Origin of the sequence: Micromonospora sp. NPDC049900 (genome assembly GCF_044461025.1) — a bacterium.
In the GTDB taxonomy this organism is placed as follows: domain Bacteria; phylum Actinomycetota; class Actinomycetes; order Mycobacteriales; family Micromonosporaceae; genus Micromonospora.
The window spans coordinates 680,667-705,140 of the sequence record NZ_JBITKM010000001.1 but is presented as its reverse complement, the minus strand read 5'-3'; the positions used below and the strand labels follow the sequence as shown (position 1 = coordinate 705,140).

General features: G+C 72.4%; 24 protein-coding genes and 2 tRNA genes. 11 read left to right on the top strand and 15 right to left on the bottom strand.

What is annotated here, in order from left to right:
* Positions 1-27 precede the first annotated feature (27 nt).
* Entirely contained in the window at positions 28-1,053 is a 1,026-nt protein-coding gene (locus tag ACIBMZ_RS03295) for an SDR family oxidoreductase (RefSeq protein WP_396690541.1), read from the top strand.
* A 9-nt stretch (positions 1,054-1,062) separates the two neighbouring features.
* Positions 1,063-1,635, top strand: a complete 573-nt coding sequence (locus ACIBMZ_RS03290; RefSeq protein WP_350692591.1) for a DUF5709 domain-containing protein — start codon at positions 1,063-1,065, stop codon at positions 1,633-1,635.
* Between the two features lie 15 nt (positions 1,636-1,650).
* Here the strand turns inward: ACIBMZ_RS03290 and ACIBMZ_RS03285 are convergent, their stop codons facing one another.
* Both ACIBMZ_RS03285 and macS read right to left on the bottom strand, forming a co-directional pair.
* The gene (locus ACIBMZ_RS03285; RefSeq protein WP_396690993.1) at positions 1,651-2,295 is read right to left on the bottom strand and encodes a response regulator; all 645 of its coding nucleotides are present in this window, start codon (positions 2,293-2,295) and stop codon (positions 1,651-1,653) included.
* 14 nt (positions 2,296-2,309) lie between these two features.
* A complete protein-coding gene (gene macS, locus ACIBMZ_RS03280) occupies positions 2,310-3,434 on the bottom strand; it encodes a MacS family sensor histidine kinase (RefSeq protein WP_396690539.1) in 1,125 nt (374 codons plus the stop codon).
* A gap of 116 nt (positions 3,435-3,550) precedes the next feature.
* Between macS and ACIBMZ_RS03275 the strand changes: the two genes are divergently transcribed.
* The gene (locus tag ACIBMZ_RS03275) at positions 3,551-4,021 is read left to right on the top strand and encodes an ATP-binding protein (RefSeq protein WP_396690537.1); all 471 of its coding nucleotides are present in this window, start codon (positions 3,551-3,553) and stop codon (positions 4,019-4,021) included.
* Positions 4,022-4,037: 16 nt separating this feature from the next.
* On the opposite strand, the gene ACIBMZ_RS03270 is transcribed toward ACIBMZ_RS03275, so the two are convergent.
* The 6 genes from ACIBMZ_RS03270 to ACIBMZ_RS03245 form a co-directional block, all read right to left on the bottom strand.
* Positions 4,038-4,871 carry a phosphoribosylaminoimidazolesuccinocarboxamide synthase gene (locus tag ACIBMZ_RS03270; RefSeq protein ID WP_396690535.1) on the bottom strand — a complete coding sequence of 278 codons (834 nt, stop codon included), beginning with the start codon at positions 4,869-4,871 and terminating at the stop codon, positions 4,038-4,040.
* A gap of 75 nt (positions 4,872-4,946) precedes the next feature.
* Entirely contained in the window at positions 4,947-5,189 is a 243-nt protein-coding gene (locus tag ACIBMZ_RS03265) for a hypothetical protein (RefSeq protein ID WP_396690534.1), read from the bottom strand.
* 122 nt (positions 5,190-5,311) lie between these two features.
* A tRNA-Met gene (locus tag ACIBMZ_RS03260) sits at positions 5,312-5,385 on the bottom strand.
* 150 nt (positions 5,386-5,535) lie between these two features.
* Positions 5,536-5,609, bottom strand: a tRNA-Met gene (locus tag ACIBMZ_RS03255).
* Between the two features lie 144 nt (positions 5,610-5,753).
* On the bottom strand, positions 5,754-8,750 hold the full coding sequence (locus ACIBMZ_RS03250; RefSeq protein ID WP_396690532.1) for a UPF0182 family protein: 2,997 nt from the start codon (positions 8,748-8,750) through the stop codon (positions 5,754-5,756).
* A gap of 192 nt (positions 8,751-8,942) precedes the next feature.
* Positions 8,943-9,956, bottom strand: coding sequence for a PDZ domain-containing protein (locus ACIBMZ_RS03245; protein WP_396690531.1), 1,014 nt, complete (start codon positions 9,954-9,956; stop codon positions 8,943-8,945).
* A gap of 113 nt (positions 9,957-10,069) precedes the next feature.
* Between ACIBMZ_RS03245 and ACIBMZ_RS03240 the strand changes: the two genes are divergently transcribed.
* Positions 10,070-11,389: a zinc-dependent metalloprotease gene (locus ACIBMZ_RS03240; protein WP_396690529.1), complete on the top strand. Its 1,320-nt coding sequence runs from the start codon at positions 10,070-10,072 to the stop codon at positions 11,387-11,389.
* A gap of 98 nt (positions 11,390-11,487) precedes the next feature.
* Here ACIBMZ_RS03240 and ACIBMZ_RS03235 read toward each other — a convergent pair whose 3' ends face one another.
* Together ACIBMZ_RS03235 and ACIBMZ_RS03230 are read right to left on the bottom strand one after the other, a co-directional pair.
* Positions 11,488-12,108: a hypothetical protein gene (locus ACIBMZ_RS03235; RefSeq protein WP_396690527.1), complete on the bottom strand. Its 621-nt coding sequence runs from the start codon at positions 12,106-12,108 to the stop codon at positions 11,488-11,490.
* Between the two features lie 31 nt (positions 12,109-12,139).
* Positions 12,140-12,661 (bottom strand): M48 family metallopeptidase, encoded by a 522-nt coding sequence (locus ACIBMZ_RS03230; RefSeq protein ID WP_396690525.1) that lies wholly within the window; start codon positions 12,659-12,661, stop codon positions 12,140-12,142.
* A 535-nt stretch (positions 12,662-13,196) separates the two neighbouring features.
* On the opposite strand from ACIBMZ_RS03230, the gene ACIBMZ_RS03225 reads away from it, so the two are divergent.
* The 3 genes from ACIBMZ_RS03225 to ACIBMZ_RS03215 all read left to right on the top strand — a co-directional run bounded on the left by ACIBMZ_RS03225 (position 13,197) and on the right by ACIBMZ_RS03215 (position 15,999).
* The gene (locus tag ACIBMZ_RS03225; protein ID WP_012014940.1) at positions 13,197-13,364 is read left to right on the top strand and encodes a DUF5679 domain-containing protein; all 168 of its coding nucleotides are present in this window, start codon (positions 13,197-13,199) and stop codon (positions 13,362-13,364) included.
* Positions 13,365-13,556: 192 nt separating this feature from the next.
* Positions 13,557-14,660 (top strand): TOMM precursor leader peptide-binding protein, encoded by a 1,104-nt coding sequence (locus tag ACIBMZ_RS03220; RefSeq protein WP_396690523.1) that lies wholly within the window; start codon positions 13,557-13,559, stop codon positions 14,658-14,660.
* A gap of 10 nt (positions 14,661-14,670) precedes the next feature.
* Positions 14,671-15,999 (top strand): ABC1 kinase family protein, encoded by a 1,329-nt coding sequence (locus tag ACIBMZ_RS03215; RefSeq protein WP_396690521.1) that lies wholly within the window; start codon positions 14,671-14,673, stop codon positions 15,997-15,999.
* A gap of 484 nt (positions 16,000-16,483) precedes the next feature.
* Here ACIBMZ_RS03215 and ACIBMZ_RS03210 read toward each other — a convergent pair whose 3' ends face one another.
* The 3 genes from ACIBMZ_RS03210 to ACIBMZ_RS03200 all read right to left on the bottom strand — a co-directional run bounded on the left by ACIBMZ_RS03210 (position 16,484) and on the right by ACIBMZ_RS03200 (position 19,560).
* Positions 16,484-16,849 carry a WhiB family transcriptional regulator gene (locus ACIBMZ_RS03210; protein WP_350692611.1) on the bottom strand — a complete coding sequence of 122 codons (366 nt, stop codon included), beginning with the start codon at positions 16,847-16,849 and terminating at the stop codon, positions 16,484-16,486.
* Positions 16,850-16,984: 135 nt separating this feature from the next.
* On the bottom strand, positions 16,985-17,269 hold the full coding sequence (locus tag ACIBMZ_RS03205; protein ID WP_396690519.1) for a hypothetical protein: 285 nt from the start codon (positions 17,267-17,269) through the stop codon (positions 16,985-16,987).
* A 140-nt stretch (positions 17,270-17,409) separates the two neighbouring features.
* Positions 17,410-19,560 (bottom strand): ATP-dependent DNA helicase UvrD2, encoded by a 2,151-nt coding sequence (locus ACIBMZ_RS03200; RefSeq protein WP_396690517.1) that lies wholly within the window; start codon positions 19,558-19,560, stop codon positions 17,410-17,412.
* Positions 19,561-19,653: 93 nt separating this feature from the next.
* Between ACIBMZ_RS03200 and ACIBMZ_RS03195 the strand changes: the two genes are divergently transcribed.
* Positions 19,654-19,896 (top strand): mycoredoxin, encoded by a 243-nt coding sequence (locus ACIBMZ_RS03195; protein WP_396690991.1) that lies wholly within the window; start codon positions 19,654-19,656, stop codon positions 19,894-19,896.
* Between the two features lie 54 nt (positions 19,897-19,950).
* Here ACIBMZ_RS03195 and ACIBMZ_RS03190 read toward each other — a convergent pair whose 3' ends face one another.
* Positions 19,951-21,270 (bottom strand): MFS transporter, encoded by a 1,320-nt coding sequence (locus ACIBMZ_RS03190; protein ID WP_396690516.1) that lies wholly within the window; start codon positions 21,268-21,270, stop codon positions 19,951-19,953.
* A 223-nt stretch (positions 21,271-21,493) separates the two neighbouring features.
* On the opposite strand from ACIBMZ_RS03190, the gene ACIBMZ_RS03185 reads away from it, so the two are divergent.
* The 3 genes from ACIBMZ_RS03185 to ACIBMZ_RS03175 all read left to right on the top strand — a co-directional run bounded on the left by ACIBMZ_RS03185 (position 21,494) and on the right by ACIBMZ_RS03175 (position 23,263).
* Complete coding sequence (locus ACIBMZ_RS03185) at positions 21,494-22,474, top strand: helix-turn-helix domain-containing protein (RefSeq protein WP_396690514.1); 981 nt, start codon at positions 21,494-21,496, stop codon at positions 22,472-22,474.
* Positions 22,475-22,542: 68 nt separating this feature from the next.
* A complete protein-coding gene (locus ACIBMZ_RS03180; protein WP_396690512.1) occupies positions 22,543-22,779 on the top strand; it encodes a DUF397 domain-containing protein in 237 nt (78 codons plus the stop codon).
* Between the two features lie 211 nt (positions 22,780-22,990).
* On the top strand, positions 22,991-23,263 hold the full coding sequence (locus ACIBMZ_RS03175; RefSeq protein ID WP_396690511.1) for a hypothetical protein: 273 nt from the start codon (positions 22,991-22,993) through the stop codon (positions 23,261-23,263).
* A 229-nt stretch (positions 23,264-23,492) separates the two neighbouring features.
* On the opposite strand, the gene nudC is transcribed toward ACIBMZ_RS03175, so the two are convergent.
* Positions 23,493-24,440: an NAD(+) diphosphatase gene (gene nudC / locus ACIBMZ_RS03170; RefSeq protein ID WP_396690989.1), complete on the bottom strand. Its 948-nt coding sequence runs from the start codon at positions 24,438-24,440 to the stop codon at positions 23,493-23,495.
* Between the last annotated feature and the right edge of the window lie 34 nt (positions 24,441-24,474).

Here is a 24,474-nt window from a genome sequence, read left to right as displayed (position 1 = left end):
CCGGACACCAGGGGGTACCGATGAGGAATGCCCCTCGCCCGAAAGCTCGCCGACGCGGTCGTGGTGATCACCGGCGGTTCCAGCGGCATCGGTGCGGCGACCGCCTACGCGCTGGCCCGTCGTGGCTGTGCCGTGGTGCTGGCCGCCCGCCCCGCACCGGCCCTGGAACGGGTCGCCGGGCACTGTCGTGAGCTGGGCGGTCGGGCGCTGGTGGTGCCGACCGACGTCACCGACCCGGACGCGGTGCGCCGGCTGGCGTACGTGGCGGCGAGCGAGTTCGGCCGGATCGACGCCTGGATCAACAACGCGGCGGTCGGGGCGGTCGGACTCTTCGACGAGATCCCGGAGGCGGAGTTCCGCCGGGTGCTGGACGTGAGCCTGCTCGGCAGCGCCAACGGCATCCGGGCCGCGCTGCCCCACCTGTCGGCCGCCGGCGGCGGTGTGGTGGTCAACAACGCCTCGATCCTGGCCGAGGTGGCGATGCCGTACCAGTCGCCGTACAACGCCGCCAAACACGGCATCCGAGGGCTGGCCGACACGGTCCGCCAGGAGCTGCGGCTCACCGGGCGCGGTGCGATCTCGGTCTGCACCGTGCTTCCGGCCACCATCGACACACCGTTCTTCCGGCACGCCGCCAACCACAGCGGCCGGGAGCTGACACCCCCACCGCCGGTCTACCCGCCGGAGGTGGTCGCCGAGACGATCGTCCGGCTGCTGCGCAGGCCGCGCCGCGAGGCGTACGCGGGTGGGGCCGCCCGGTTGATCGGCCTGCCCTGGCGACTCGCCCCGGCCGCCGCCGAGCGCCTCCTCGGCTGGTACGTGCAGCGCACCCAGTTCGGGCCCGCGCCCCGCCCCGAGGGCACCGGGAACGTGTTCCGGCCGGACGCCGAGGCGCTGCCGGAGGGCGGCTGGCACGGGCGACGCCGACAGCTCGTCCGGATGACCGCCGCGGTCGGCCTGGCCGCCGCCGGCACGGTCGCGGCGGTGGCCCACCAGCGGCGGCTGCCGCAACGGCGCGGGCGGGACCGGTTACGGCCGGAGGGCAACGGGTAGTGGTCAGTCATGCGCGACGACGAGTACCCGACCCCCCTGTCCGACCCTGAGGCCGACGGCCTGCCGGACACCGCCGACGACGACTCGACGGCCGGTGACGACGTGCTGACCGGTCGGGAGGCGGACGGCCCGGCGCCGGCCCAGTTGCCCGGTGACCGGACCCCGGTGGCCGTGGACGAGTTCGGCACCACCGCCGAGGAGCAGCTCGACGGCGAGTCGCTGGACTACAAGCTCGGCCGGGAGCAGTTCGAGCTGCCGGTCGACGATCCGCTGGCCGGTCCGGTCGACCCGGACATCGCGGCCGAGGCGGACAGTCGGGAGCAGGCGGCACAGGCGCAGCTCGACGCCGACGTGATCGACCCGGGCCCGACCTCCGACCCGAACTCCCCGGTGTCGCTCTACGACCACGACCGGCTGGGCACCGTCGCCGACGCCACCGTGGGCCGACTCGTCGAACCGGACGAGGGCACGCACACCGACCAGGAGACCGACTCCATCGCGTACGACGCGGGAGCGGCCGGTGGCGGGGCCAGCGCCGAGGAGTTGGCCGTACACGAGACCCGACCGCCGCACTCGGTCTGAGTCCCGCTCACGGCGTCACTCGTCCAGGCCGCGCTCGATCGCGTACCGGGTGAGCTCCACCCGGTTGTGCAGTTGCAGCTTGCCGAGCGTGTTCTGCACGTGGTTCTGCACCGTCCGGTGGGACAGTCCGAGCCGCTCGGCGATCTGCTTGTAGGACATCCCCTTGGCCACCAGGCGCAGCACCTCGGTCTCCCGTTCGGTGAGCCGGGGTGCGCTGTCCTGCGTACCGTCCGGGGCCTGTTCCCGTACGGCGGCCAACCGGCGGTACTCGCCCAGCACCAGCCCGGCCAGGCCGGGCGTGAAGACCGGCTCTCCGGCGGCGGTCCGCCGGACCGCGTCCAGGAACTCCGCCAGCCCGGCGGACTTCAGCAGGTAACCGGTGGCGCCGGCCTTCACCGCGTCCAGCACCCCCTGCTGCTCGCCGCTGGCCGAGAGCATCAGCACCCGCACGTCGGGCCGTTCCGCCCGCAGTCCCCGGATCACCTGCACCCCGGAGATGTCCGGCAGTTGCAGGTCGAGCACCACCAGGTCGGGACGGGCCGCGCCGATGACCCGGACCGCCTGTCGGCCCTCGCCGCAACTGGCCACCACCTCGTGGCCGGCCTCGGTGAGATCGCGGGCCACCCCTTCCCGCCACATCGGGTGGTCGTCGACCACCATCACGCGTACGCCGTTCACGATCCCCTCCTCGGCACGGTGAGCTCGACCTCGGTGCCGGCGCCCGGGGTGGAGCTGATCCGGGCGGTCCCGCCGAGGTCGGCGAGTCGTCCCTGGATCGCGTGGGTCACGCCGAGCCGACCCTGGGCGGCGGCCTCGGCCAGTCGTTCCGGGGCGAAACCGGCCCCCTCGTCGCGGATCGACACGGTCACCGCCGTCCCCTCGTCCTCGACCAGCACCCAGGCGCGTCCGCCGCCGTGTCGGGCGACGTTGTCGAGCGCGGCCCCGGTCGCGGCGGCCAGTTCGCGGGCCACCGCCGGTGGCAGCGGCACCGGGGTGGCCGGCGCGGACAGCGACACGCTGCCCGAGGCGTACCGGCCGAGCAGGGCGTTCAGGTCCACCGGTGCGTCCACGTCGTCGCCGGACAACGGACCGGTGCCGGAGATCAGCATCCGCAACGCCGCCTCCTGCTCACCGGCGAGGCGGGCCAGTTCGCCGGCCTCGCCGTCGAGCCGTTCGCCGCGCCGCTGCACCAGGGCGAGCACCTGGAGCACCGAGTCGTGGATGTCCCGGGCCAGCCGTTCCCGTTCCCGGTTGGCGGCCTCGATCTCGACCGCCCGCTGCAACCGCTCCCCGGCGGTCACGGTGAGCCGGGCGACGTGCCCGACGACCACTCCGGCGAGCAGCATCAGGATCGCGCCGTTGATCGCGGTCGGGGTGGCCATTCCCCGGGTGGCCAGGTCGGTGGCGCCGACGACCACGGCGGCCAGCGCCCCGCGTCGCCGTCCGCCGCAGACCGCCCAGGCCAGCACCGGACCGCTCAACCAGGCCACCGCCATGGTCGGCAGGCCCGCGTCCAGTGCGGCGCGGCCCATCACCCACGGGGTGGCCAGGAGGATCGCCACCACGACGCCGAGATCGGCCAGCAGCAGCGGCCAGCCGCGCCGGGCCGGAGTGGCGTAGCCGATCGCGGTGACGGCGGTCCAGGCCGCCATCACCAGCACCAGCACACCGGCGAGCAGCGGGTGGGCGTAGCGGTCCGCGTCGCGCAGCACGACGACGCAGACGTACGCCAGCGAGGCCACCCGGAAGACCGCGACGGCCCGCCAGAGGGGGAGTTCGAAACCACCGGGGGCGGACACGCCCGTCACCATGCCACAGCCCGTTCGGGGGGTCCTCGGCGATGCGGCGCTACGAACCCTGACGTACGGTGGAAAAAGCCGCGTAAAGCTCTGCGATCTCCTGTCGGGACGGGGCCATGACGAACGCAGAACCCCGCACACCGCGTACGGTGGTGCCCATCGAACACACCCTCCTGATCGCTGACGCCTTCGACCAGGCCCAGGTGACCGAGTTGCGACACTCGGTCACCTCCTGTGTGCGCGCCGCGGGGCTGCGCGACGACCGCCTGGACGACTTCGTGCTCGCGGTCAACGAGCTGATCACCAACGCGGTCCGGCACGGCGGAGGGCAGGGCTGGCTACGCCTCTGGACGGAGGCCGACCTGGTGATGTGCGAGGTCTCCGACCACGGCCAGGGGATCAGCGTGCAACGCCTCGACGACCGCAGCCGGCCGGCGCCGGAGACCGCCGGAGGCTGGGGACTCTGGCTGGCCCGCGAGCTGACCGACGCGATGGACGTCACGACCGGCCCGGCCGGCACCACGGTCCGGATCACCTCCGCGACCGCCCCCACCGAGCAGCACATCGGCCGGCACCGCAGCGAGTGACGCCAGAATCCCGGGATCACTCCCAGCGGTTGCCGGTGATCTTCTCGTAGACGTCCACGTAGCGGGCCCGGGTGGCCTCGACCACCTCGTCCGGCACCTCGGGCGCCGGTTCGCTCTTGTCCCACCCGCTGCCGGCCGCCCAGTCCCGCACGTACTGTTTGTCGTAGGAGAACTGCGTACGGCCCGGCTGGTACGACTCGGCCGGCCAGAAGCGGGACGAGTCCGGAGTGAGCACCTCGTCGGCCAGGACCAGGGTGCCGTCCGCCGCCCAGCCCAGCTCGATCTTGGTGTCGGCGACCAGGATGCCCCGCTCGGCGGCCAGCTCGGCACCCCGGCAGTAGACGTCGATGGTCAGCTTCCGCAGCCGCTCGGCGGTCTCCGCGCCGACCTCGTCGACCACCTCGGCGAAGGTCATCGGCTCGTCGTGCTCCCCCATCGGCGCCTTGGTCGACGGGGTGAAGATCGGCTCGGGCAGGATGGACGCCTCACCCAGGCCACGCGGCAGCACGACGCCGGACACCGCACCGGTGCTCTGGTACTCCTTGAGGCCGCCGCCGGTGAGGAACCCACGGGCGACGCACTCCACCGGGACCATCCGCAAGCGGCGACACCGGATCGCCCGCCCGGCGAACTCCGCCGGCACGTCGGTGGCGGAGATGACGTGGTGCGGCACCAGGTCGGCGAGCTGCTCGAACCACCAGAGTGACAACGCGGTGAGCAGCTTGCCCTTGTCCGGGATCGGCGTCGGCAGCACCACGTCGTAGACGGAGACGCGGTCCGAGGCGACCAGGATCAGGTCGTCACCGTCCGAGTAGACGTCCCTCACTTTGCCCGAGTGCAGAAGTTCCACGCGGACAAGTAGACCACGCGCCGAGCGCGCCACCGTGTCGGGACCGCAGCGCGCGGGCGGCGCTGCGGAACCCCCTCAGCGCCGCCGGTTACGGGTGAGCCGGACCAGCAGCAGGACCACCACGGCCACCACCGCCAGGCAGCAGAGCAGGCCCAGGAAGCCGAAGACGCCACCACCGCGCCCGCGTCGCCGGGCGGCCTCCACGACCAGTTCCCCGGTGCCGGTCGAGGCCCACGCGGCGACCGGCACGAACACCGCCAGCACCACCGTTCCCAGGAGCGTGCCGAGCCGCCCCCACCACTTGCCGATTGAAGACATGGCCCCATCCTCGCCGAGGCCCGCAACCCCTGACCGCCGAACGCGCTGGCGAGATGGGCCACCGGTCGCGATGTCGACGGAAACGACGAAGGCCCCGGATGTCCGGGGCCTTCGTCGTGCAGTAGCGGGGACAGGATTTGAACCTGCGACCTCTGGGTTATGAGCCCAGCGAGCTACCGAGCTGCTCCACCCCGCGTCGGTATGTGACAACCCTACCCCATCCGTCACGAGCCCCACCGACCACCCCACAGGTACCCGAACAAGGTGTTCCCGGCAGCCGTGGGAGGGGGCACCGCACTCCGGACAACGAGAAAGGCCCCGGATGTCCGGGGCCTTTCTCGTGCAGTAGCGGGGACAGGATTTGAACCTGCGACCTCTGGGTTATGAGCCCAGCGAGCTACCGAGCTGCTCCACCCCGCGTCGGTAGATCCACCGTAGCGCACCACCCCGTCCCGCCGCAAAACGACTCACAGAACGCCGTGGACGACCGGTGGGCCCGGACACCGAAGGGCCCGTGGGCGGCGACGGATCGCCGGTCCACGGGCCCTGTCGGAACGTGCTCCGTCAGCCGGTCGGCGACGGACTGCCGGTCGGTGCCGGACCGTTCGTCCCGGCTGCCTGCTGTGCCTGCTGGAACGCGGTCAGCGCCTCGTCCAGCGTCTTGAGCGCCCGGCCGTACCGCTCGAAGTCACCGGACGCCTGCGCGTCACGCACCTCGGTGATCGCCGCACGTACCCGGTCGGCGGCGGCCCCCAGGTCCCCGGTGAGCGGCGGCGCCTCGGTCGACGTCGGCGAAGGCGTCGGCTCCTCGCCGCCCGGTGGCTCCTCGCCTGCGGGCGGCTCCTCCGTGGCCGGCGGCGGGTTGCCGGCCGCCGCCCGCTTGCCCTGCTCCACGAGCTGCTTGATGCCGTCGGCCGGGTTGTCGGCCAGCACCACGAACGAACCGCCGTCGCCGTACGAGAGCAGCACCTTCTGCAACAGCGGGTACGCGTCGGTCTGGTTGCTCTTCACGTAGACCGGCTCGACGTAGAGCATGCCGTTGCCGAACGGCAGCGAGAGCAGGTTGCCGTACTGCACCTGTGCCTGGTTCGAGGAGAGCAGGTTCAACTGCTGCCGGATGTTGGCGTTGTTGGTCATCTGCTGGTGCACCTGCACCGGGCCGGAGACCCGGGTCTGGTCGGGCAGCTCCAGCACCTGCAACCTGGGCCGCCCGTCCTGGTACGACGCCGAGATCAACGCGGCCAGGTTCTGCCGGCCGTTCGGGGTGACCGCGCTGGTGAGCTGGAAGGTCGGCTCCTCCTGCCCGGGCATCTGCGTGTAGAGGTAGTACGGCGGCTGCTTGACCCCGCTGTCCGGCGCGTCCGGCACGTTCGGCACCTGCCAGAAGTCCTGGCCGGAGTAAAAGTCGCCGGGGTTCGTGACGTGGAACCGGGTCAGCAGGTTGCGCTGCACCTTGAACAGGTCGGCCGGGTAGCGGAAGTGGTCGGCCAGCGCCTGCGGGATCTCCTCGCGCGGCTTGATCAGGTCACCGCCGAAGGCCTTGTTCCACGCCTTGAGCACCGGGTCGTTCTCGTCGAACTCGTAGAGCGTGACCGTGCCGTCGTACGCGTCCACGGTCGCCTTGACCGAGTTGCGGATGTAGTTGACGTTCTCCCGGGCCAACTGGATGGTGCCCCGGCCGGTCAGCTCGTCGGTGGTCTCCTGCTGGAGGTTGACCCGCTCGGCGTACGGGTAGGTGGCCGAGGTGGTGTAGCCGTCCACGATCCACTGCACCCGGCCGTCCACCACGGCGGGGTACGGGTCGCCGTCGAGCGTCAGGAACGGCGCGACCTTCTCCACCCGGTCCCGGGGGTTGCGCACGTAGAGAAGCTTGGAGTTGTCGTTGACCGCCTCGGAGAGCAGGAAGTTCGGCTCCTGCTCCTTGATGGCGTAGAGCAGCCGCCGGGAGAACGACCCGACATCGACGCCGCCCTCGCCGGTGTAGGTGTAGTACGACTCGCGGCCCTCGCCGCTCTCGCCCGCCGGACGGTCGAACTCCGCCGGGTTGGCGTCCTCGCTCGGCTTGCCGACGATGGCGTAGTCACCGTCCTGCATCCGCTCGCCGTAGTAGATCCGGGGCTGGCTGGCCGGGATCAGGTCGGTCGGCGAGGAGCAGGACTCCTGCGACCGCTCGCCGAGGAAGCCCGAGACGAAGAACGGCTGGCCACCGCAGACGACCCGGTTGGCGGGGGCGGCCACCACGCCGTACCCGTGGGTGTAGACGGTGTGGCGGTTGATCCAGTTGCTCTGCTGGGCGGTCAGCTCGCCGTAGTTGATCTCACGTACGCCGACCACGTAGTCCTGGGTCCGGCCGTCGACCGTGTACCGGTCGATGTCGAGCTTGGGGCCGAAGTCGTAGAAACCACGGACCTGCTGGAGCTGGGTGTAGGTCTCGCTGACCAACTGCGGGTCGAGCAGTCGGGCGTTCGGCACCACCGCGGTGTCGGTGGCCAGGCTCTCCGTCGGGGTCAGGTTGCTCGCCGAGTACGCCGAGTTCTCCGCGATGTTCAGCCCGTACGAGGCGCGGGTGGCGTCGATGCTGCGCTGGATGTACGGCGCCTCCTTGTCCCGGGCGCTCGGCTTGACCTCGAAGGTCTGCACCGCCCAGGGGTAGATGCCGCCGATCGCCACCGCCGAGACGCCGAGCAGCGCCAGCGAGATGCCCGGCCAGACCAGGTTCCGCATCCAGGCGTTGGAGAACACGATGATCGCGATCGCCACCACCACGGAGATGTAGGCGAGGATCTCCTTGGCCGGCAGCAACGCATTGATGTCGGCGTACCCGGCGCCGTAGACGCCCACGCCGTCGTTGTACTCCAGCAGCATCGACCGCCGGTCCAGCACGTACGCAACGGCCTTGAGCAGCACGAAGACCGCGACCAGCGAGCTCAGGTGGGCCCGTGCCGCACCGCTCATCCGGTCGCCGACGCCCTGTAGGCGTACCCCGCCGAAGAGGTAGTGCACGGCCAGCGATCCGATCAGCGCCAGCACCACCGCGGTGAAACCCAGCCCGAGCAGGAACCGCCAGAACGGCAACTGGAAGACGTAGAAGCCGACGTCCACGCCGAACTCCGGGTCCTGTACGCCGAAGTCACCGCCGTGCAGGAAGAGCAGCCACTGGTTCCAGCGGCTCTGCGCGGACAGGCCGGCGAAGAGACCCACCACCACGGCGGCGGCGGCGATCCAGAGCCCGAGCCGGGGGCCGAGCAGCATCCGGTAGCGCTCCAGCGTCGCCTGCTCCGGCGAGTGCGGACGCATCCGGGGCCGCAACCGCTGCGCCAGCCAGAGGTTGCCGCCGACGATCAGGCCCATCGCGACAGCGGCGGCCAGGAACAACAGCAACCGGGTGACGATCACGCCACGGAAGACGGAGGTGTAGTCGACCTCGGAGAACCACAGCCAGTCGGTCCAGGCCTGCACCCCCCAGCCGAGCAGGGTGAACAGGACGAACACCCCGATCAACACCCCGATCGTGACGCGTCCGCGTCGGCTCATCCTCGGCAGGGGGCTGCTGCTACGCATGACCACTGTTGGCTCCGCACGCTCGTTATGATCGGCTCCGACCAGGCACCCAGAGTACGGGGTGTTCCTGAATGCGTTGTGGCAAGGTCGCGCCGCGCAGCCGGCACCGGGCCGGCCCGCGGTCGCACCCACCGGCAGCAGTCCCAGGTCAGCGGGCGTGGTGCGGGCCGGATGCCGAGTCGCCCCCGGCGGTCAGCAGAGCGTCGGCTCGCCCCCGGAACGCAGCGTCTCCAACGCGGTGAGCGCCTCGTCGAGCGAACCCACCCGGACCAGCGGCAGCTCCGGCTGCCGGTTGGACACCGCCTCGGCGCAGTTGGCCGCCGGCACCAGGAACACCGTGGCGCCGGCCCGCTTCGCGCCGACCAGCTTCTGCGGGATGCCACCGATCGGCCCGACCTCGCCCGCGTCGTCGATGGTGCCGGTGCCCGCGATGACCCGGCCACCGGTCAGGTCCTCCGGGGTCAGCTTGTCGATGATCCCCAGGGCGAACATCAGCCCGGCGCTCGGCCCGCCGATGTCCTGGAGGTCGAAGGAGAGCGTGAACGGGTGCGGCTGCTGCTGCTCGATCTCGACGCCGATGCGCGGGCGACCGTCCGACTCCTGGGTGGTGATGGTGTCGGTACGCGCGGCACCGTCGCGGGTGTAGCCGATGCGCAGCGCGGTGCCGGCCGGCTTCGCCCGGACCAGCTCGGTCAGCCGGCCGGCCAGCGGCACCGGCTCCCCGTCGACCGAGGTCACCACGTCACCGGGGCGCAGCACCCCGGCGGCCGGGCCGTCCTCGGCGACGGTCTTGACCACGACCTGCACCTCGTACCCCAACTCCCGCAGCGCGGCGGTCTCCGCGCTGGTCTGCGAGACCTGGAAGTCCTCGGCGTTGCGCTGCTCGACCTCCTCGCGGGTCTCGCCGGGCGGGTAGACCAGCTCGCGCGGCACCACCGCCTGGTCGTCGGAGAGCCAGCCCTGGATGGCCGAGCGCAACTTCACGGTGGGCTGCACACCCACCGTGGTCAGCCGCAGTTGCCCCGCGGAGGTGGAGGTCTCACCACCGGTGACCTGGATCACCTCCTTGCCGTCCTCCTGCCCGAGCGTGTCCACGGTCGGACCGGGACCGAGCACGACATAGGGAACGGGCGCGCCGAGCACCCCGATGCTGAGCAGAGCGGTGAGCAGAGCACCGAGGAGGACGGTCACGCCACGTCGTCTCATGCGGCAGAGCGTACCGAGCCGGTTCCCGGCCTCCGGGCGGCACGACGGGACTTCGCCCTCAGCGCAACCGCGGTGACGGCGACCTGGGGCACGGCGCGCGTACCGTAGAGCTCGTGCCTGATATTCCGTTCGGTTTCGCGCTCCCGGGTGGGCAGCCGCCCGACCCCAACGACCCCGCGCAGATGCAGCAGTTCATGTCGCAGTTGCAGCACCTGCTCTCCGCGCCGGGCAGCGGGCCGGTCAACTGGGATCTGGCCCGTCAGGTGGCGGCCAGTCAGCTCGCGGCGGCGGGCGACCCGGCGGTCTCGCCGTACGAGCGCAATGCGGTAGAGGAAGCCCTGCGCATCGCCGACCTCTGGTTGGAACCGGCCTCGGCGCTGCCCTCCGGCATCAAGACCACGGTGGCCTGGAACCGCAACGAGTGGATCTTCAAGACGCTGGACGTCTGGCGGAAGCTGTGCGACCCGGTGGCCAGCCGGATGGTCGGCGCGATGGGCGACCTGGTGCCGCCCGAGGCGCGCGCCCAGCTCGGCCCGATGCAGTCGATGGTGGCCACGCTCGGCGGCGCCCTGTTCGGCGGTCAACTCGGCCAGGCGCTCGGGTCGCTGGCCGCGGAGGTGCTCTCCGCCGGTGACATCGGCCTGCCACTCGGCCCGGCCGGGACCGCCGCGCTGATCCCGGCCAACATCCGGGGCTACGGCGAGGGCCTGGAGCTGCCCGAGGACGAGGTACGCCTCTACGTCGCACTGCGCGAGGCGGCCCACCAGCGCCTCTTCGAGCATGTGCCGTGGCTGCGCGGGCACGTGCTGACCGCCGTCGAGACGTACGCGGCCGGGATCCGGGTCAACCGGGAGGCGATCGAGGAGGCGATGGGCCGGGTCGACCCGACCGACCCGGAGTCGATGCAGGCGATCGCCCTGGAGGGCATCTTCACGCCGGAGGACAGCCCGGCGCAGAAGGCGTCGCTGGCTCGCCTGGAGACCGCGCTCGCCCTGGTCGAGGGCTGGGTCTGCCACGTGGTGGACGGTGCCGCCGACGGTCGGCTGCCGAACGTGGTCGCGCTCGGCGAGGCGTTCCGTCGCCGCCGGGCGGCCGGTGGACCGGCCGAGCAGACGTTCGCCGCCCTGGTCGGGCTGGAGCTGCGTCCTCGTCGGCTGCGCGAGGCCGCCGCGCTCTGGGCGGCGCTCACCGAGCACCGCGGCATCGCCGGACGGGACGCCCTCTGGGGTCACCCCGACCTGCTGCCCTCCGACGACGACTTCGCCGACCCGGTGGCCTTCGCCATGGCCGACGTGGACCTGATGACCGAGCTGGAGAACTTCGACTTCTCCGCACCGGGCGGCCCGGAGGAGAAGATCCCGGGCGAGGCCGAGGGCAAAGGCAAGGGCCCGGAGCGTCCCGACGACACCGACGGCGACGACCGCCGCTCCTGAACCCGCCCACGCACCCGCCGGTCCGGCGTCAGCCGGACCGGCCCGGTCGGCTGAGGCGGGCGGACGTCGTGGGCCGGGTGCGCGTCGATCCTCTCCGGTCAGCCGGACCGGTCGGCGCCGGTGAGCAGGGCGCGGGTGTTCTCCCAGCCGTCCAGCGCCAGATCGAGGCGGGCCAGGTCGGCGGGGCCGCGTAGCCGGTGCCAGGACGGGGTGACCGCGAGGTCGCCCGGCTCGGGCGCCGCCGCGCGCACGGCTGCGGGCACGGCGCTGTCCAGGTCCAGCACCGGCAGCCAGGAGGGTACGGGCAGCCGGACCGCCGCGCCGAGCAGTCCCGGCACACCGCCCTCGACCGGGGCCAGCGCCACCGGTCGGCTGGTCAGCGGACGCAGGAGCTTGCCGACGGTGAGTCCGGGCAGGTCGGGTGCGTCCCCGGCGACCACCGCCGCCTGCTCGTAGCCGTCGCCCGAGGCGGCGAGGGCGGCGAAAACGGCGTTGGGGGTCGGTTCGGACACCTCGTACACGGTGGTGCCGGGCCAGATCACCTCGTCGGCCAGCCGGCGGTCCGCCGCGGTGGCCGCCACCGCCGTGTCCACCTCGTTGAGCATGGCGAGCAGGTCGACCACGTCCTCGGCGAGCGCGCGCCGCCACTGCGCCGGGTCGATGCCGGGCGGCGTCCAGGTGACCGGGGCGAGCAGCGCCACCACCACACGTCGAGCCATCCTCCGACCCTACCGCCGGGCGGAGCACCGCTCAGGGCGTGCCGCCCACCGCCGCGACACCCTCCAGGTAGCCCCGGGCCCGTTCGGTCTTCGGGTATCGGCCGACCAGCGCCCAGAACTGCGCGTTGTGGCTGGGCACGATGAGGTGGACCAGTTCGTGCAGCAGCACGTAGTCGATCACCCACTCCGGCATCTCCTGGAGCCGGTGGGAGAGCCGGATGGAGCGGTCCGCCGGGGTGCAGGAGCCCCACCGGCCGTTCTGGTTGCTCACCCACCGGACGCTGGCCGGCACCGCCTGGTCGCCGTACTCGGTCAGGTACAGCTTGATCAGCCGGCCGGCCCGCTCCAGCAGCTCGGCGTCCGAGCGGGTCAGGCGACCCTCGCGGGCGGCGAGCCGGGCGAGCATCCGGTCGACCCACTCGCTCTCCTCGGCCCGGGAGAACTGGTCGGGGATGAGGACGACGACCCGCTCACCGTCGCGGTAGGCGGACACCGTACGTCGCCGACGCTGGCTGCGCCGCACTTCGACGACAGGCTTCCGCGCCCCCGCCATCAGTGGACCGCGCAGCCTCGGTTTGCTGTCACGTTGGCAAGCTAATGCGTTGTGACCAGGGGTCCGCAAGGGTCAACCCCCCGACACGCGCCCGGAAAATGGGGATTGGTCGCCAGGAGTCCCGAAAAAATTCTTGCCGGAGCCCCGTGAGGCGTCACGATCACCCTTCGTGATGGCCGGTGAGGTGTCACAGCACCGACACGCTCCACCGTAAGTGATCATCGTCCGGCCCCGCCAGTCGGGTCCCGATCTTCGGTCACGCGGGCCCTACCAGCGGATTTAGCGACCTCCGGTCGGCGTGTCCCCGCCGAAAGGACTGATCTGACCCAATTCGGCGTGCACACTCTCGACGTCGCCTTGCTCACAGTGGCAACGCGCACCTGACATGGAACCGCCCGCACCTGGGTAGGGTCCGCCAACCGGTGGTCATGTGGATGACCACGGAGAAGACCCGGTGTCGGACGTCTTAGGCGACCGCCGCCGGGAGAACCGCCGGACCGGCATCGACCCGGCGGACGAGACGAGGAGGCACACCGTGGCCGACCAGGCCCAGACCTACAACGGTTACTGCGTCAAGTGCAAGGAGAAGCGGGATTTCGAGGGCCGCGTCGAGGTCTCGAAGACCGGCATGAACATGGCCAAGGGCAAGTGTCCGGTGTGTGGCACAACAGTGAACCGCATCCTGGGCAAGGCGAAGGTCTGACGTACGCGTCCGCGCGAGGGGGTGGCCGCCCGGCCACCCCCTCGCGGCGTTCCGCTCACTGTCGGGCCACCGACAGGGTTACCGGCGAGTTGTGGAAAACTCGCCGAATCCTGTGGACAGCCCTGGATCTACGAGTGGCCACCTGTGGACAACGATCGACGGACAGCAGGGAATCGGTCACTGTTCGTATCCATGCCGCCGATCACGGACCACCCGCCGTCGCCCCGCCCCACCCTGCTGCCCGGCCTCAACCGGCTCTGGCGTGACCGGCACACGCTCCAGCTCGGGCTGACGCCGGAGCGTGCCGTCCTGGTCGAGTTCGCCGACCCCGGGGCGGTGCGGCTGCTCGACCTGCTCGACGGCACGCGCAGCGAACGGCAGGTGCTGGTCGGCACGGGTGGCCGTCCCGAGCACGCCCGCGCCCTGCTCGACGCGCTGCGTGCGGCCGGCCTGGTGGTGCCGGCGCACACGCTGGTGCCCCGGGATCTCGCCGAGCCCCGCCGGAGCCGGCTCGCCGCGGAGGCCGGTGCGCTGGCCCTGGCCGCCGCCCGCCTGCCCGGCACGCCCGCGCAGGTGCTCCGCCGTCGCCTGGCCGCCCGGGTGGCGGTCACCGGCCCCGGGCCGCTCGGTGCCGCCGTCGCCCTGGCCCTGGCGCAGGCCGGCGTCGGGCACGTCCAACCCGACCTCACCGGCCCGGTACGCCCCGTCGACCTGGTCGGCAGCGGCATCGCCGCCGGTGACCTCGGGCACCCGCTGGACGCGGCCGTACGGGCGACCGTGGCGCGCGCCGCACCCGGCACCGCCACCGACGCACTGCGTCGGACCCGGCCCGACCTGGTCATCCAGCTCGGCCTCGACCGACCGGCCGCCCTGATGGCCGCCGTCCACGCCCAGCGCCGACAACCGCACCTGCTCGTCGACGTGCGGGAGGGCGTCCCGGTCATCGGGCCGCTGGTCCGGCCGCCGACCGGCCCCTGCCTGCGCTGCCTCGACCTGCATCGGGCCGACCGGGACCCGGACTGGCCGGCCCTCGCCGCCCAGATCGCCCACACGCCTGTCGCCGCAGCGTGTGCCACCGGCACGCTCCTGGCAGCGACCGCCTACGCGGTCGCCGAGGCGCTGGCGCAGCTCGACGGCGGGGCGCCGGAGACGCTCGGCGGTGCGGTGGAGATCGGTCCGGCGGGCGTCGTCCGCCGCCGACACTGGCCACCACACCCCCGCTGTCGGTGCGGCGCGTACCCCGAAGATGAACGCCAGCCCGGGCGCAGAGCAGCAGCGGGCCCGCCGAGTCGGTAACAATGACCTCGTGACCGACATCCCGCGCCGGGCCGTGTCCCGCACCGCCAAGCTCGCCGCACTGCCGCTCGGCTTCGCCGGGCGGACCGTCCTCGGCATGGGAAAGCGTGTCACCGGGCTCGCCTCCGACGTGATCTCCGCCGAGATCCAGCAACGCACCGCCGAGCAGCTCTTCAGCGTCCTGGGCCAGCTCAAGGGCGGTGCGATGAAGTTCGGCCAGGCGTTGTCGGTCTTCGAGGCGGCCCTGCCCGAGGAGGTCGCCGCGCCGTACCGGCAGGCCCTGACCAAGCTCCAGGAGGCCGCGCCGCCGCTGCCCGCCGCCAGCGTGCACAAGGTCCTCGCCGAGCAGTTGGGTCCGGCCTGGCGTGAGCGCTTCGTCACCTTCGACGACTCCCCCGCCGCCGCGGCCAGCATCGGGCAGGTGCACCGGGCCGTGTGGCGGATGCCGGACGGCACCGGCCGGGACGCGGCCGTCAAGATCCAGTATCCGGGTGCCGGTGACGCCCTGCTCGCCGACCTCAAGCAGCTCTCCCGGCTGAGCGCCATGTTCCGGGCCATCCAGCCCGGGCTGGACGTCAAGCCGCTCCTCGCCGAGCTGCGCGAACGCATCACCGAGGAGTTGGACTACGAGTTGGAGGCGGAGTCGCAGCGTGCCTTCGCCGCCGCGTACGAGGACGATCCGGAGATCTACGTCCCCTCGGTCTTCTCCGCCTCGCCCCGGGTGCTGGTCACCGAGTGGGTGGAGGGCACGCCGCTGTCCGACATCATCCGGGAGGGCAGCGAGGAGCAACGTGACCGGGCCGGTCTGCTGATGGCCACGCTGCACCTGTCCGCACCGGCGCGGGCCGGGCTGCTGCACGCCGACCCGCACCCGGGCAACTTCCGGCTGTTGCCGGACGGCCGGCTCGGGGTGATCGACTTCGGTGCGGTGGCCCGGATGCCGGAGGGTACGCCGGAGCCGATCGGTCGCATCGCCGCACTGGCGCTGCGGGGCGACGCCGACGGCGTGGAGGCCGGCCTACGCTCGGAGGGCTTCCTCAGCACCGACGACCCGATCGACGCGAGCGCGCTGCTGGAGTTCCTGCGGCCGATGCTGGAACCGATCGCCGCCGAGGAGTTCCGGTTCTCCCGGGCCTGGCTGCGTGCCGAGGCGACCCGACTGGCCAACCCGCGCTCCCCCGCCTACCAGTTCAGCCGACACCTCAACCTGCCGCCGTCGTACCTGCTCATCCACCGGGTGACGCTCGGCTCGATCGGGGTGCTCTGCCAGTTGGAGGCCAAGGCGCCCTACCGGGGCATCCTGGAGCGCTGGCTGCCCGGCTTCGCCCCGGTCGGCTGAGCCAGCGGCCCACGAGACGACGACGGCGGGGGGGGGGGGCGGGGGCCCCCCCCCCCGGGGGGGGGGGGGGGGGGAGGGGCCGCCCCCCCCCCCGCCCCCCCGGGCCCGGCCGGGCAGGGGGCCGGGAGGGGGGGGGGGGGTGGGGGAATGCCCCGCCCCCGGGGGGGGGCCCCCCCGCCCCCCCCCCCCCGGGGGGGGGGGGGGGCCCCCGGGGCCCCCCCCCCGCCGTTTGCGGTGTCGGTCCTACAGGACGCCCAACTCGCGAGCCGACCGGGCACGGCCGGTCATGGCGACGGTACGGGCGGATCGGGTTGCCTCAGTGCTCGTGGTGGTGCGACCGGCCTGAGGCCGCAACATTCGCACCTTCGACAGCGCTTCGTGGAGTAGGTACATGTCGGTGGTTCCGTTCGGCAGGTACAACATCGTGGTCAGCTCTCTCTCGGCCGGCATGCGGCCGGCGGGGTTGGTCCGGTTCGGGAACATGTCAGGCAGCCAGCCGGACCGCGTTGCGCGACGGGGCGAGCCCGTCGGCGGCCAGTCGCGCCTCGGCCTCGACCCGCAGGGCGGCGTCGCGGGCGATGTCCTCCTTGCGCGGGCGACCACGGGGCCGCTTGCGCGGGACGACCGCGCCACGCTCGAAGATCTCGCCGCCCCAGACGCCCCAGGGCTCGGCCCGCTCGACCGCACCGGCCAGGCACTCGACGCGCAGCGGGCAGTCCCCGCAGAGCGACTTGGCCAGTTCCAGCTCGGTGGGCGAGTCGGAGAACCACAGGTCGGGGTCGAACTTCCGGCAGGGCAGGTTCGCCTCCATCTCGACGCTCAGGTCGAGCGGGGCCAACGCCAGACTCATCGCCCGGTCACCTCTCTCTCACACTTCGATCTCGTGGATCGCTGTTCCGACGTACTTCGGCGGTGCAAAAAAACTGAGGCCGCGGATCCCGGTGTGCGGGTTCCGCGGCCTCGAGGTGAGCCGGTGGTCTGTTGGTCAGACCGGTCTACCTCGAGGTGGAACACCGCGGACGTCCATCCGCTTGGTGGCGCCATCGACGCCCTTGCCCGTGAAGCCACTGGTCCCCTGGATCCCGGTCGGCTTCGGTGCGAGGATCAGCTCGGCCTGAACCTCGACCCGGTGCGCCTGCGGAGCCCACGGTCGGGTGGCGACGACGGTCGCCCGAACGTCCGTCGCCGAAACGACGGAGATCAGGGCAGCCGACAGCGGAGCGACGGCAACGGGCAGCGCCGTCGGACGCTGGTTGACGTAGCTCTCCATCGGTGCCACCTCCTCACCATCACTCGACGATCGACTCGGAACAGATGCCCCGTGAGCAGCCCGAACAGGGCCCCCTCGCGAGGTGTGCCCTGAGGCTATGACGGTCGGTGGGGCGAGGGCAAACGAATTAACGGTCAGATTCAGAAACTTTTCTGAGGGCAGATCTCGTCGACCGCCGCGCCCCCGACCAGCGCCAGCACGGCCTCGCCGTACAGGCCGAGTTTGCGCGGGCCGATGCCGGCGATCGCGACCAGTTCCTCGGACCGGGCCGGCCGCCGCTCGGCGAGCGCGACGAGCGTCGCGTCGGTGAAGACCACATAGGCGGGGACCCGCTGGGCCCCGGCCACCCGGGAACGCCACTCACGCAGCCGCTCGTGCAGCTCGTCGTCGATGTCGGACGGGCAGGTGGCGCAGCGCCCCAGCTTGCGGTCCGGCCCGGCGAACAGGGTGGTGCCGCAGATCCGGCAGGAGACGATCCGGGTGGCCGCCCGCCGCTGCGGGCCACGCGCCGGTCCGCCCGCGGTCGCCCGCTCGGTCCCGCCCGGGGCCAGTTGGGGCAGGAAGCGGCACGGCCGCCGGGCCCGCCCGCCTGGGGAACGCGCCGAGGCGTACGACAGCCAGAGCCACTGGCGGGCCCGGGTGATACCGACGTACAGCAGCCGGCGCTCCTCCTCGACCTGCTCGGTGGTGCGCGCGTACGTGGTGGGCAACGTGCCCTCGGCGAGCCCGACCAGGAAGACCGCGTCCCACTCCAGGCCCTTCGCGGAGTGCAGCGAGGCCAGGGTCACCCCGTCCACCGTGGGTACGTGCTGCTGGGCCGCCCGTCGGGCCAGTTCGTCGGCGAAGTCGGCGAGGGTGACCGGGCGCTCGACCGTGGCGGCCACCCCCAGCGGCATCAGATCGGGCGTGGCCGCGTACTCCTCGGCGAGCTGGACCAGCGCGGCCAGCGCCTCCCACCGCTCGCGGGCGGCCCCACCGGGCGGGGGCGCGTCGGGGGCCCACCCGACGGCGGCGAGCGCCTCGACCACCGCCACCGGCAGCGGTGTCTCGCCGGGTATCGACCGGGTGGCCGCGCGCAGCGCCACCATCGCCTGCCGCACCTCGGCCCGTTCGAAGAACCGCTCGGCCCCCTGGACCAGGTACGGCACGCCCACCTCGGCCAGCGCCTTCTCGTACGCCTCGGACTGCGCGTTGGTGCGGAACAGCACGGCGATCTCGCGTGCCGGGGTGCCGGCGTCGACCAGCGCACGGCAGCGGGCGGCGACCGCGGCGGCCTCGGCCGGCTCGTCGGTGAAGATCCGCCGCTCCGGCTCCGGGCCGGGCGGACGCTGGCCCACCAGTTCCAGGCGCAGCCGCGCCTCGGTGCCCCGAGCCTGCGAGATGACCGCGTTGGCCAGCCCCACCACCTGCGGGGTGGACCGGTAGTCACGGACCAGCCGGACCACCGTGGCGCCCCGGTAGCGACGCGGGAAGTCGACCAGGTACGACGACGTCGCCCCGGTGAACGAGTAGATCGTCTGGCTGGCGTCGCCGACCACGGTCACGTCGTCCCGGCCGCCGAGCCAGGCGTCCAGCAGCCGCTGCTGCAACGGGTTGACGTCCTGGTACTCGTCGACGACCAGATGTCGGTACTGGTTGCGCACCTGCTCGGCGACGTCCGGGTGCTCCTCGATCCCCCAGACCGCGGCGCGGAGCACGTCCTCGAAGTCGATCACCCCACCGGTGCGCTTGAGCTTCTCGTACGCGGCGAAGACCTCGGCGACCTTGGCCGGTTCGTGCGGCGTCTCGCGCAGCGCCTTGGCCGCCGCCACCACGTACTCCCCCGGCTCGACCAGCGAGGACTTGGCCCACTCGATCTCACCGGCGAGGTCCCTCGCGGCGGTCCGGTCGGTCCGCAGGCCGGCCCGGGCCGCGGCGAGGGTGACCAGGCGCACCTTGCTGTCCAGCAGCTCGGGCATGGCCCGCCCGGCCAGCAGCCGGGGCGCGAAGTAGCGCACCTGGCGCAGTGCGGCCGCGTGGAACGTCCGGGCCTGGACACCGGCCACCCCGAGCGCGGCGAGCCGGTGGCGCAGCTCGGCGGCGGCGCGGGCGGTGAAGGTGACGGCGAGCACGTGCCGGGCGGAGATCTCCCCGGTCAACGCCCGGTGCGCGATCCGCGAGGTGACCGCGCGGGTCTTGCCGGTGCCCGCCCCGGCGAGTACGCAGACCGGGCCGGCCACGGCGGTCACGGCCGAGCGTTGTTCCGGGTCGAGCCCGGTCAGCACGCGTTCGGACCCGGAGTTAACCACCACAGCGGGGAATTGTCGCAGCTCGGTCGGACGTTGCAGCGGTTAGCCTGTGCTGATCTGCGCGAGCAGGCGCGCATGACGTTGGAGGATCTCACCATGCTGACCATGTACTCCACTCCCTGGTGCGGCTACTGCCACCGGCTGAAGTCGCAGCTCGACCGGGAGGGGATCGCCTACCGGGTGGTCGACATCGAGCAGGATCCGGCGGCGGCGGAGTTCGTGATGGGGGTCAACGGTGGCAACCAGACCGTGCCGACCCTGCGCTTCGCCGACGACAGCGCGCTGACGAACCCGTCGATCAACCAGGTCAAGCAGCACCTGGCGAGCATCACCGTCTGACCACGGACGTACCGCGGCGGCCGGTCGGATCGGGGACCGGCCGCCGCGTCGTGGTCAGCGACCGCCTTGGCCGGTCAGCGTCCCGACCGGGGCCGGGTCCCGGTCCTCGGCGGCCGGGCGCGGTGCCGGCACCCGGGGATGCGCCGCCGGTCCGGCGGGCGGGCTCAGCCGGCGCCCGCGCCACAGGTAGCCGCCCGCGAGCAGGGTGGCCAGACCGATCGCCACGAAGACCACCCGGTAGTCGAGCACCCCGACGATCAGTGCGCCCACTCCGACGGAGACCGCCTGCGGGCACCGGACCACCGCCTCCGAGGCCGCCGCGACCCGGCCGATCAGCTCCGGCGGGGTCCGCCGCTGGATCAGCGTGTGCAGACCGACCAGGGTCAGCGGCAGGGAGAGGCCGGCCAGCAGCACCGCGGTGAAGCCGAGCCACAGGTTCGGGTACGCCAGCGCCAGTGCCGCCGGGCCGAAGAACGCCACTCCGGCGGCGAGGGTGCCCAGCTCACCGAGTCGACGCAGCACGGCTGCGGAGCACAGACCGCCGACCAGCCCGCCGACGCCCTGCACGGTGACCAGCACGCCGACGAACGCGGCGTCCCGACCGAGCCCCGAGTCGACGTACGCGAAGATCAGCGACTCGGTGAAGCCCATCACCAGCGAGCCGAGACCGTAGCCGACCAGTGCCCGCCGCAACGCCGGCTCACCGGCGAGGTGCCGCAGCCCGGCGACCAGCTCGGACGACAGACGCCGTACCCGGGTGACGCCGTCGGCCGGACGGACCGCGGGCCGATCGGCCGACGCGGCGGAGGACTCGGCCACCCGGAGCGTGCCGACCACGGCGGCGGCGACCAGGAAGCCGGCCATCCCGACCGCGGCCAGCACCCAGCCGCCGAGCACCGCGTACAGGCCGGCGCCGGCCAGCGGACCGACCAGCCGCATACCCTGCCGCACGGTCTGCAACGCGGCGTTGGCCTCACCGAGCAGGTCGGACGGGACCAGCTCCTGGATCAGCCGACTGAGCACCGCGCCGACGGTGAGGTTCGACAGGCCGTAGAGCGCGGCCACCGCATAGATGATCCACATGTCGCCCGCGTCCCGGACCGCGAACAGCGGGGTGAGCAGCACCGCCATGGCGAGGTTGGTGACCACGAAGAAGGGCTTCCGGGGGTACCGGTCGACGAACCAGCCGACCAGCGGCGCGAGGGTCCTCGGCGCGAGGATGACGAAGATGGTGGCACCGGCGAGGCCGTCCGATCCGGTCAGGTCCTTCACCCAGATGGCGAGTGCCAGCAGCAGGATCGACTCCGCGCTCATGCTGGCCAACAGTCCGCCGAACAGCAGGCGGAAGTCCGGGCGACTCAGGACGGTTCGCATTGATCCCTCCGGGGGTGGCGCGACTCGGGCGCGGTCGGAAACCCGTCCGGGGCGGGGACGCAGATGACGGCGGTCTCGTTCCGGTGTGTCGGGTGTCCGTATTTCTCATGACACGCCCCCGCCGGTACCTCCGGCGCCGGTCGCGACGTCCATACTGGCCGTGGGGGGCGAATTTCATACAGTTACCGTCGCGTCTGCGGCGGTCGACGGAAAAGAGGACACCGTGCCTCCTGCCGCACCCAGTCCGATCCTGCGTCGGCAGCGGCTCGGCCGCGAACTGCGCCAGTTGCGCGAAGCCGCCGGGCTCACCGGCGACCAGGTCATCGAGCGTGTCGGCTGGGCCTCCGCGTCGAAATTGTCCCGGCTGGAGAACGGCCGCAGCCGGCCCGACCCGCAGGACGTCCGGGACCTGCTCGACCTCTACCGCGCCGACGAGGCACGTCGGGCGGAACTGCTCGGCATCACCGAGGAGGCCGGCGACATGCGCGGCTGGCTCAAGAACTATCCGGCGATGACGCAGCAGCAACGCGGCTTCGCCGAGCTGGAGGCGGGCTGCGTCGAGATCTCCGAGTACAACCCGGTGCTGGTGCCGGGGTTGTTGCAGACGCCGGGGTACGCCCGCGTCCGGCTCTCCTCGGCCTACCAGGTCGGCCGGGAGGCGGGCGACCCGGAGACCGAGGAGGAGACCGAAACGCAGGTCAGGGCCCGGCAGGCCCGGCAGCGACTGCTCACCCGGGAGCACGACGCGCCCCGGTACACGGCGGTGCTGGAAGAGGCGGCGCTCGGGCACCGGGCCGGGCCGCCCGACGTGCTCCTGGAGCAGTTGGCCCAGCTCTGCGAGCTGGCCATGCTCCCCAACGTCACGCTGCACGTGCTGCCCAGGGAGACGCCGATCGGGCAGTGGTACCTGCCGCCGACCGCGTTCTCGGTCTATCGGTTCGCCGATCCACTCGATCCGGAGACGCTCGCCATCGAAGGTGGCTTCACCGACGTCATGTCGACCGACGTAATCACCCTAAATCACTATAAAGTGGTGTTCGAGTGGCTACGTACGGCGGCACTTTCCGCAACGGACACCCACTCCTGGCTGGTCAAGGCGTCGGAACGGCTGACCGGTACGGGAGCACAGTCCACTGTGGTCAATGGATCGGCAACGGCGCCGGCCCAGCGCCGTGGTTCCTCCGGGAGCCTGACGGAGCGGTGACCGAGGAGGGGCCGCGCCCGACACGTGCGTCCCCACCCGATCCATCGGTCCACGTCAGGAGCACAACCATGAACGACATCCGCACCACGCCGTCCGTCCTCGCCCAGCTCGCGCACGCGCCCTGGCGTACCAGCACGCGCAGCCAGACCTCCAACTGCGTGGAGGTCGCACCGCTGGGCACCGGTCCCGCCGCGGTGGCGCTGCGCGACAGCAAGGACCGGGGTGGCCCGGTCCTGCTGTTCAACCGGGCCGGATGGCTGGGCTTCATCTCCGGCACGAAGAACGGGCAGTTCGACCTGAACTAGTCCAGGCACGTCTCGCGGGGCCGCCGGTACGTCACCGGCGGCCCCGTCGTCGTCCGCGCCGACCACCCCGGTGAGCAGGCATCGGATGATCGGACGGGGCTGGAAACAATCGCCGAGTTTCACTTGCTGAGACGCCGACCGGGCGTACGATGGCCGGGTAGTGACATGGAACTTCCACGGTTCCGCCCGTCGCGGCACATCGGAGACCCACATGCGGTTCCTGATCGTTCGCACCGACATTCGCGCCGTCGCCGACACCGACATCACGGCCGCCTGGGTCGGCGGTCGTCGGCTGCGGGACGAGACCACCCGGCCCGAGCCGCGTCGCCAGGTCGTGCACGCCGAGGACCGCGACGCCGCCCTGCACCTCGCCCGGGCCATCGCCACCGTCGGCGCCGTACGCTCCGGCAGGCAACGGGTCAAGGTGCTGCCGCTCGACGATCCGAGGCGCCGGCGGTCCCGCCCGGGACCGCCCGGCACCTGACCTCCCACGTCCGTCGTGGTCGACCGGCTCCCCCGCCGTGTTCCTCACCCAGCCGACCACGACGGCCCGTGTCCCCGGCCCGTGGCCGCCGCGGCAACGACGGCCACGGGTCGGGGCCGCACTCCCCCGCACGCAGACCCGCGCCGCACCGGGCGCAGTGCTCGGCGTGAATGTAAGGAAGGGTCCCCTGCTATCGCCTGGGCGATAGCAGGGGACCCTTCCTTACATCTCAGCAGTGCCCGTCGAACCAGCGATGGATCAGGAAGAGCGCGATCGACGACGGCGGGGGCAGCAGCAGGCGGTCGCCGCCGGCATCCACGTGCCGACCGGCGAGCGCGGCACCGATCTCCTGCCGGGTGAACCAACGGGCCTGCGCGATCTCGGCCGGATCGGGCCGGACCGGGTGCTCCGGGTCGGCGGTGGCCAGGAAGCCGAGCATCAGCGAGCCGGGGAACGGCCACGCCTGGCTGCCCGCGTACGTGATCTCGCGGACCGGCACGCCGACCTCCTCGCGTACCTCCCGCAGCACGGTGGCCTCGGCCGACTCTCCCGGCTCGACGTACCCGGCCAGGCAGGAGAACCGGCGCTGCCCCTCCGGGCTGGGCCAGGCGGCGTTGTTGCCCAGCAGGCAGCGCCCGTCGACACCGTCGACACCGTCGTGCACCAGCACGATCATGGCCGGGTCGGTACGCGGCCACACCCGTTCACCGGACTCGTCGACCCGGGACCATCCCGCCTCGTCGGTGCGGGTCGGCGCGCCGGTGACCGGATGGTAGAGGTGCCGCAGGTGCCAGTTGGTCAGCGCCAGCGCCGTGGTGAACAGTCCCGCGTCCCGGTCGCTGAGCAGGTGCCCGACACCCCGCAGATGCGCCGACCGGGTGTCCGGACGCACCGTCAGCGCGGTGTGCACGCAGAAGACCGGCACGCCGTCCGGCTCCACCCCGAGGAACACCGCGTCGTCGGCCAGCGTCGACGGCAGGTCGTCCGCCGACTCCAGGACCAGCTCCGGCACGGGGGTGTCGGTCCGCACCAGCGCCCGACCGCCGGCCTCGACGTCGAGCACGAGCACCCGGGCGCCCGACCAGGCCGCCGCCAGCCACTGCGGATCGGTACGCCGATGCGCCGCCCGGTCCAACGTGGCGCGGGCCAACGGCGGGGCCGCCTCCCCCTGTAGCACCCAGTCGACCGGCTGTCCCCAGCCGTCCGACTGG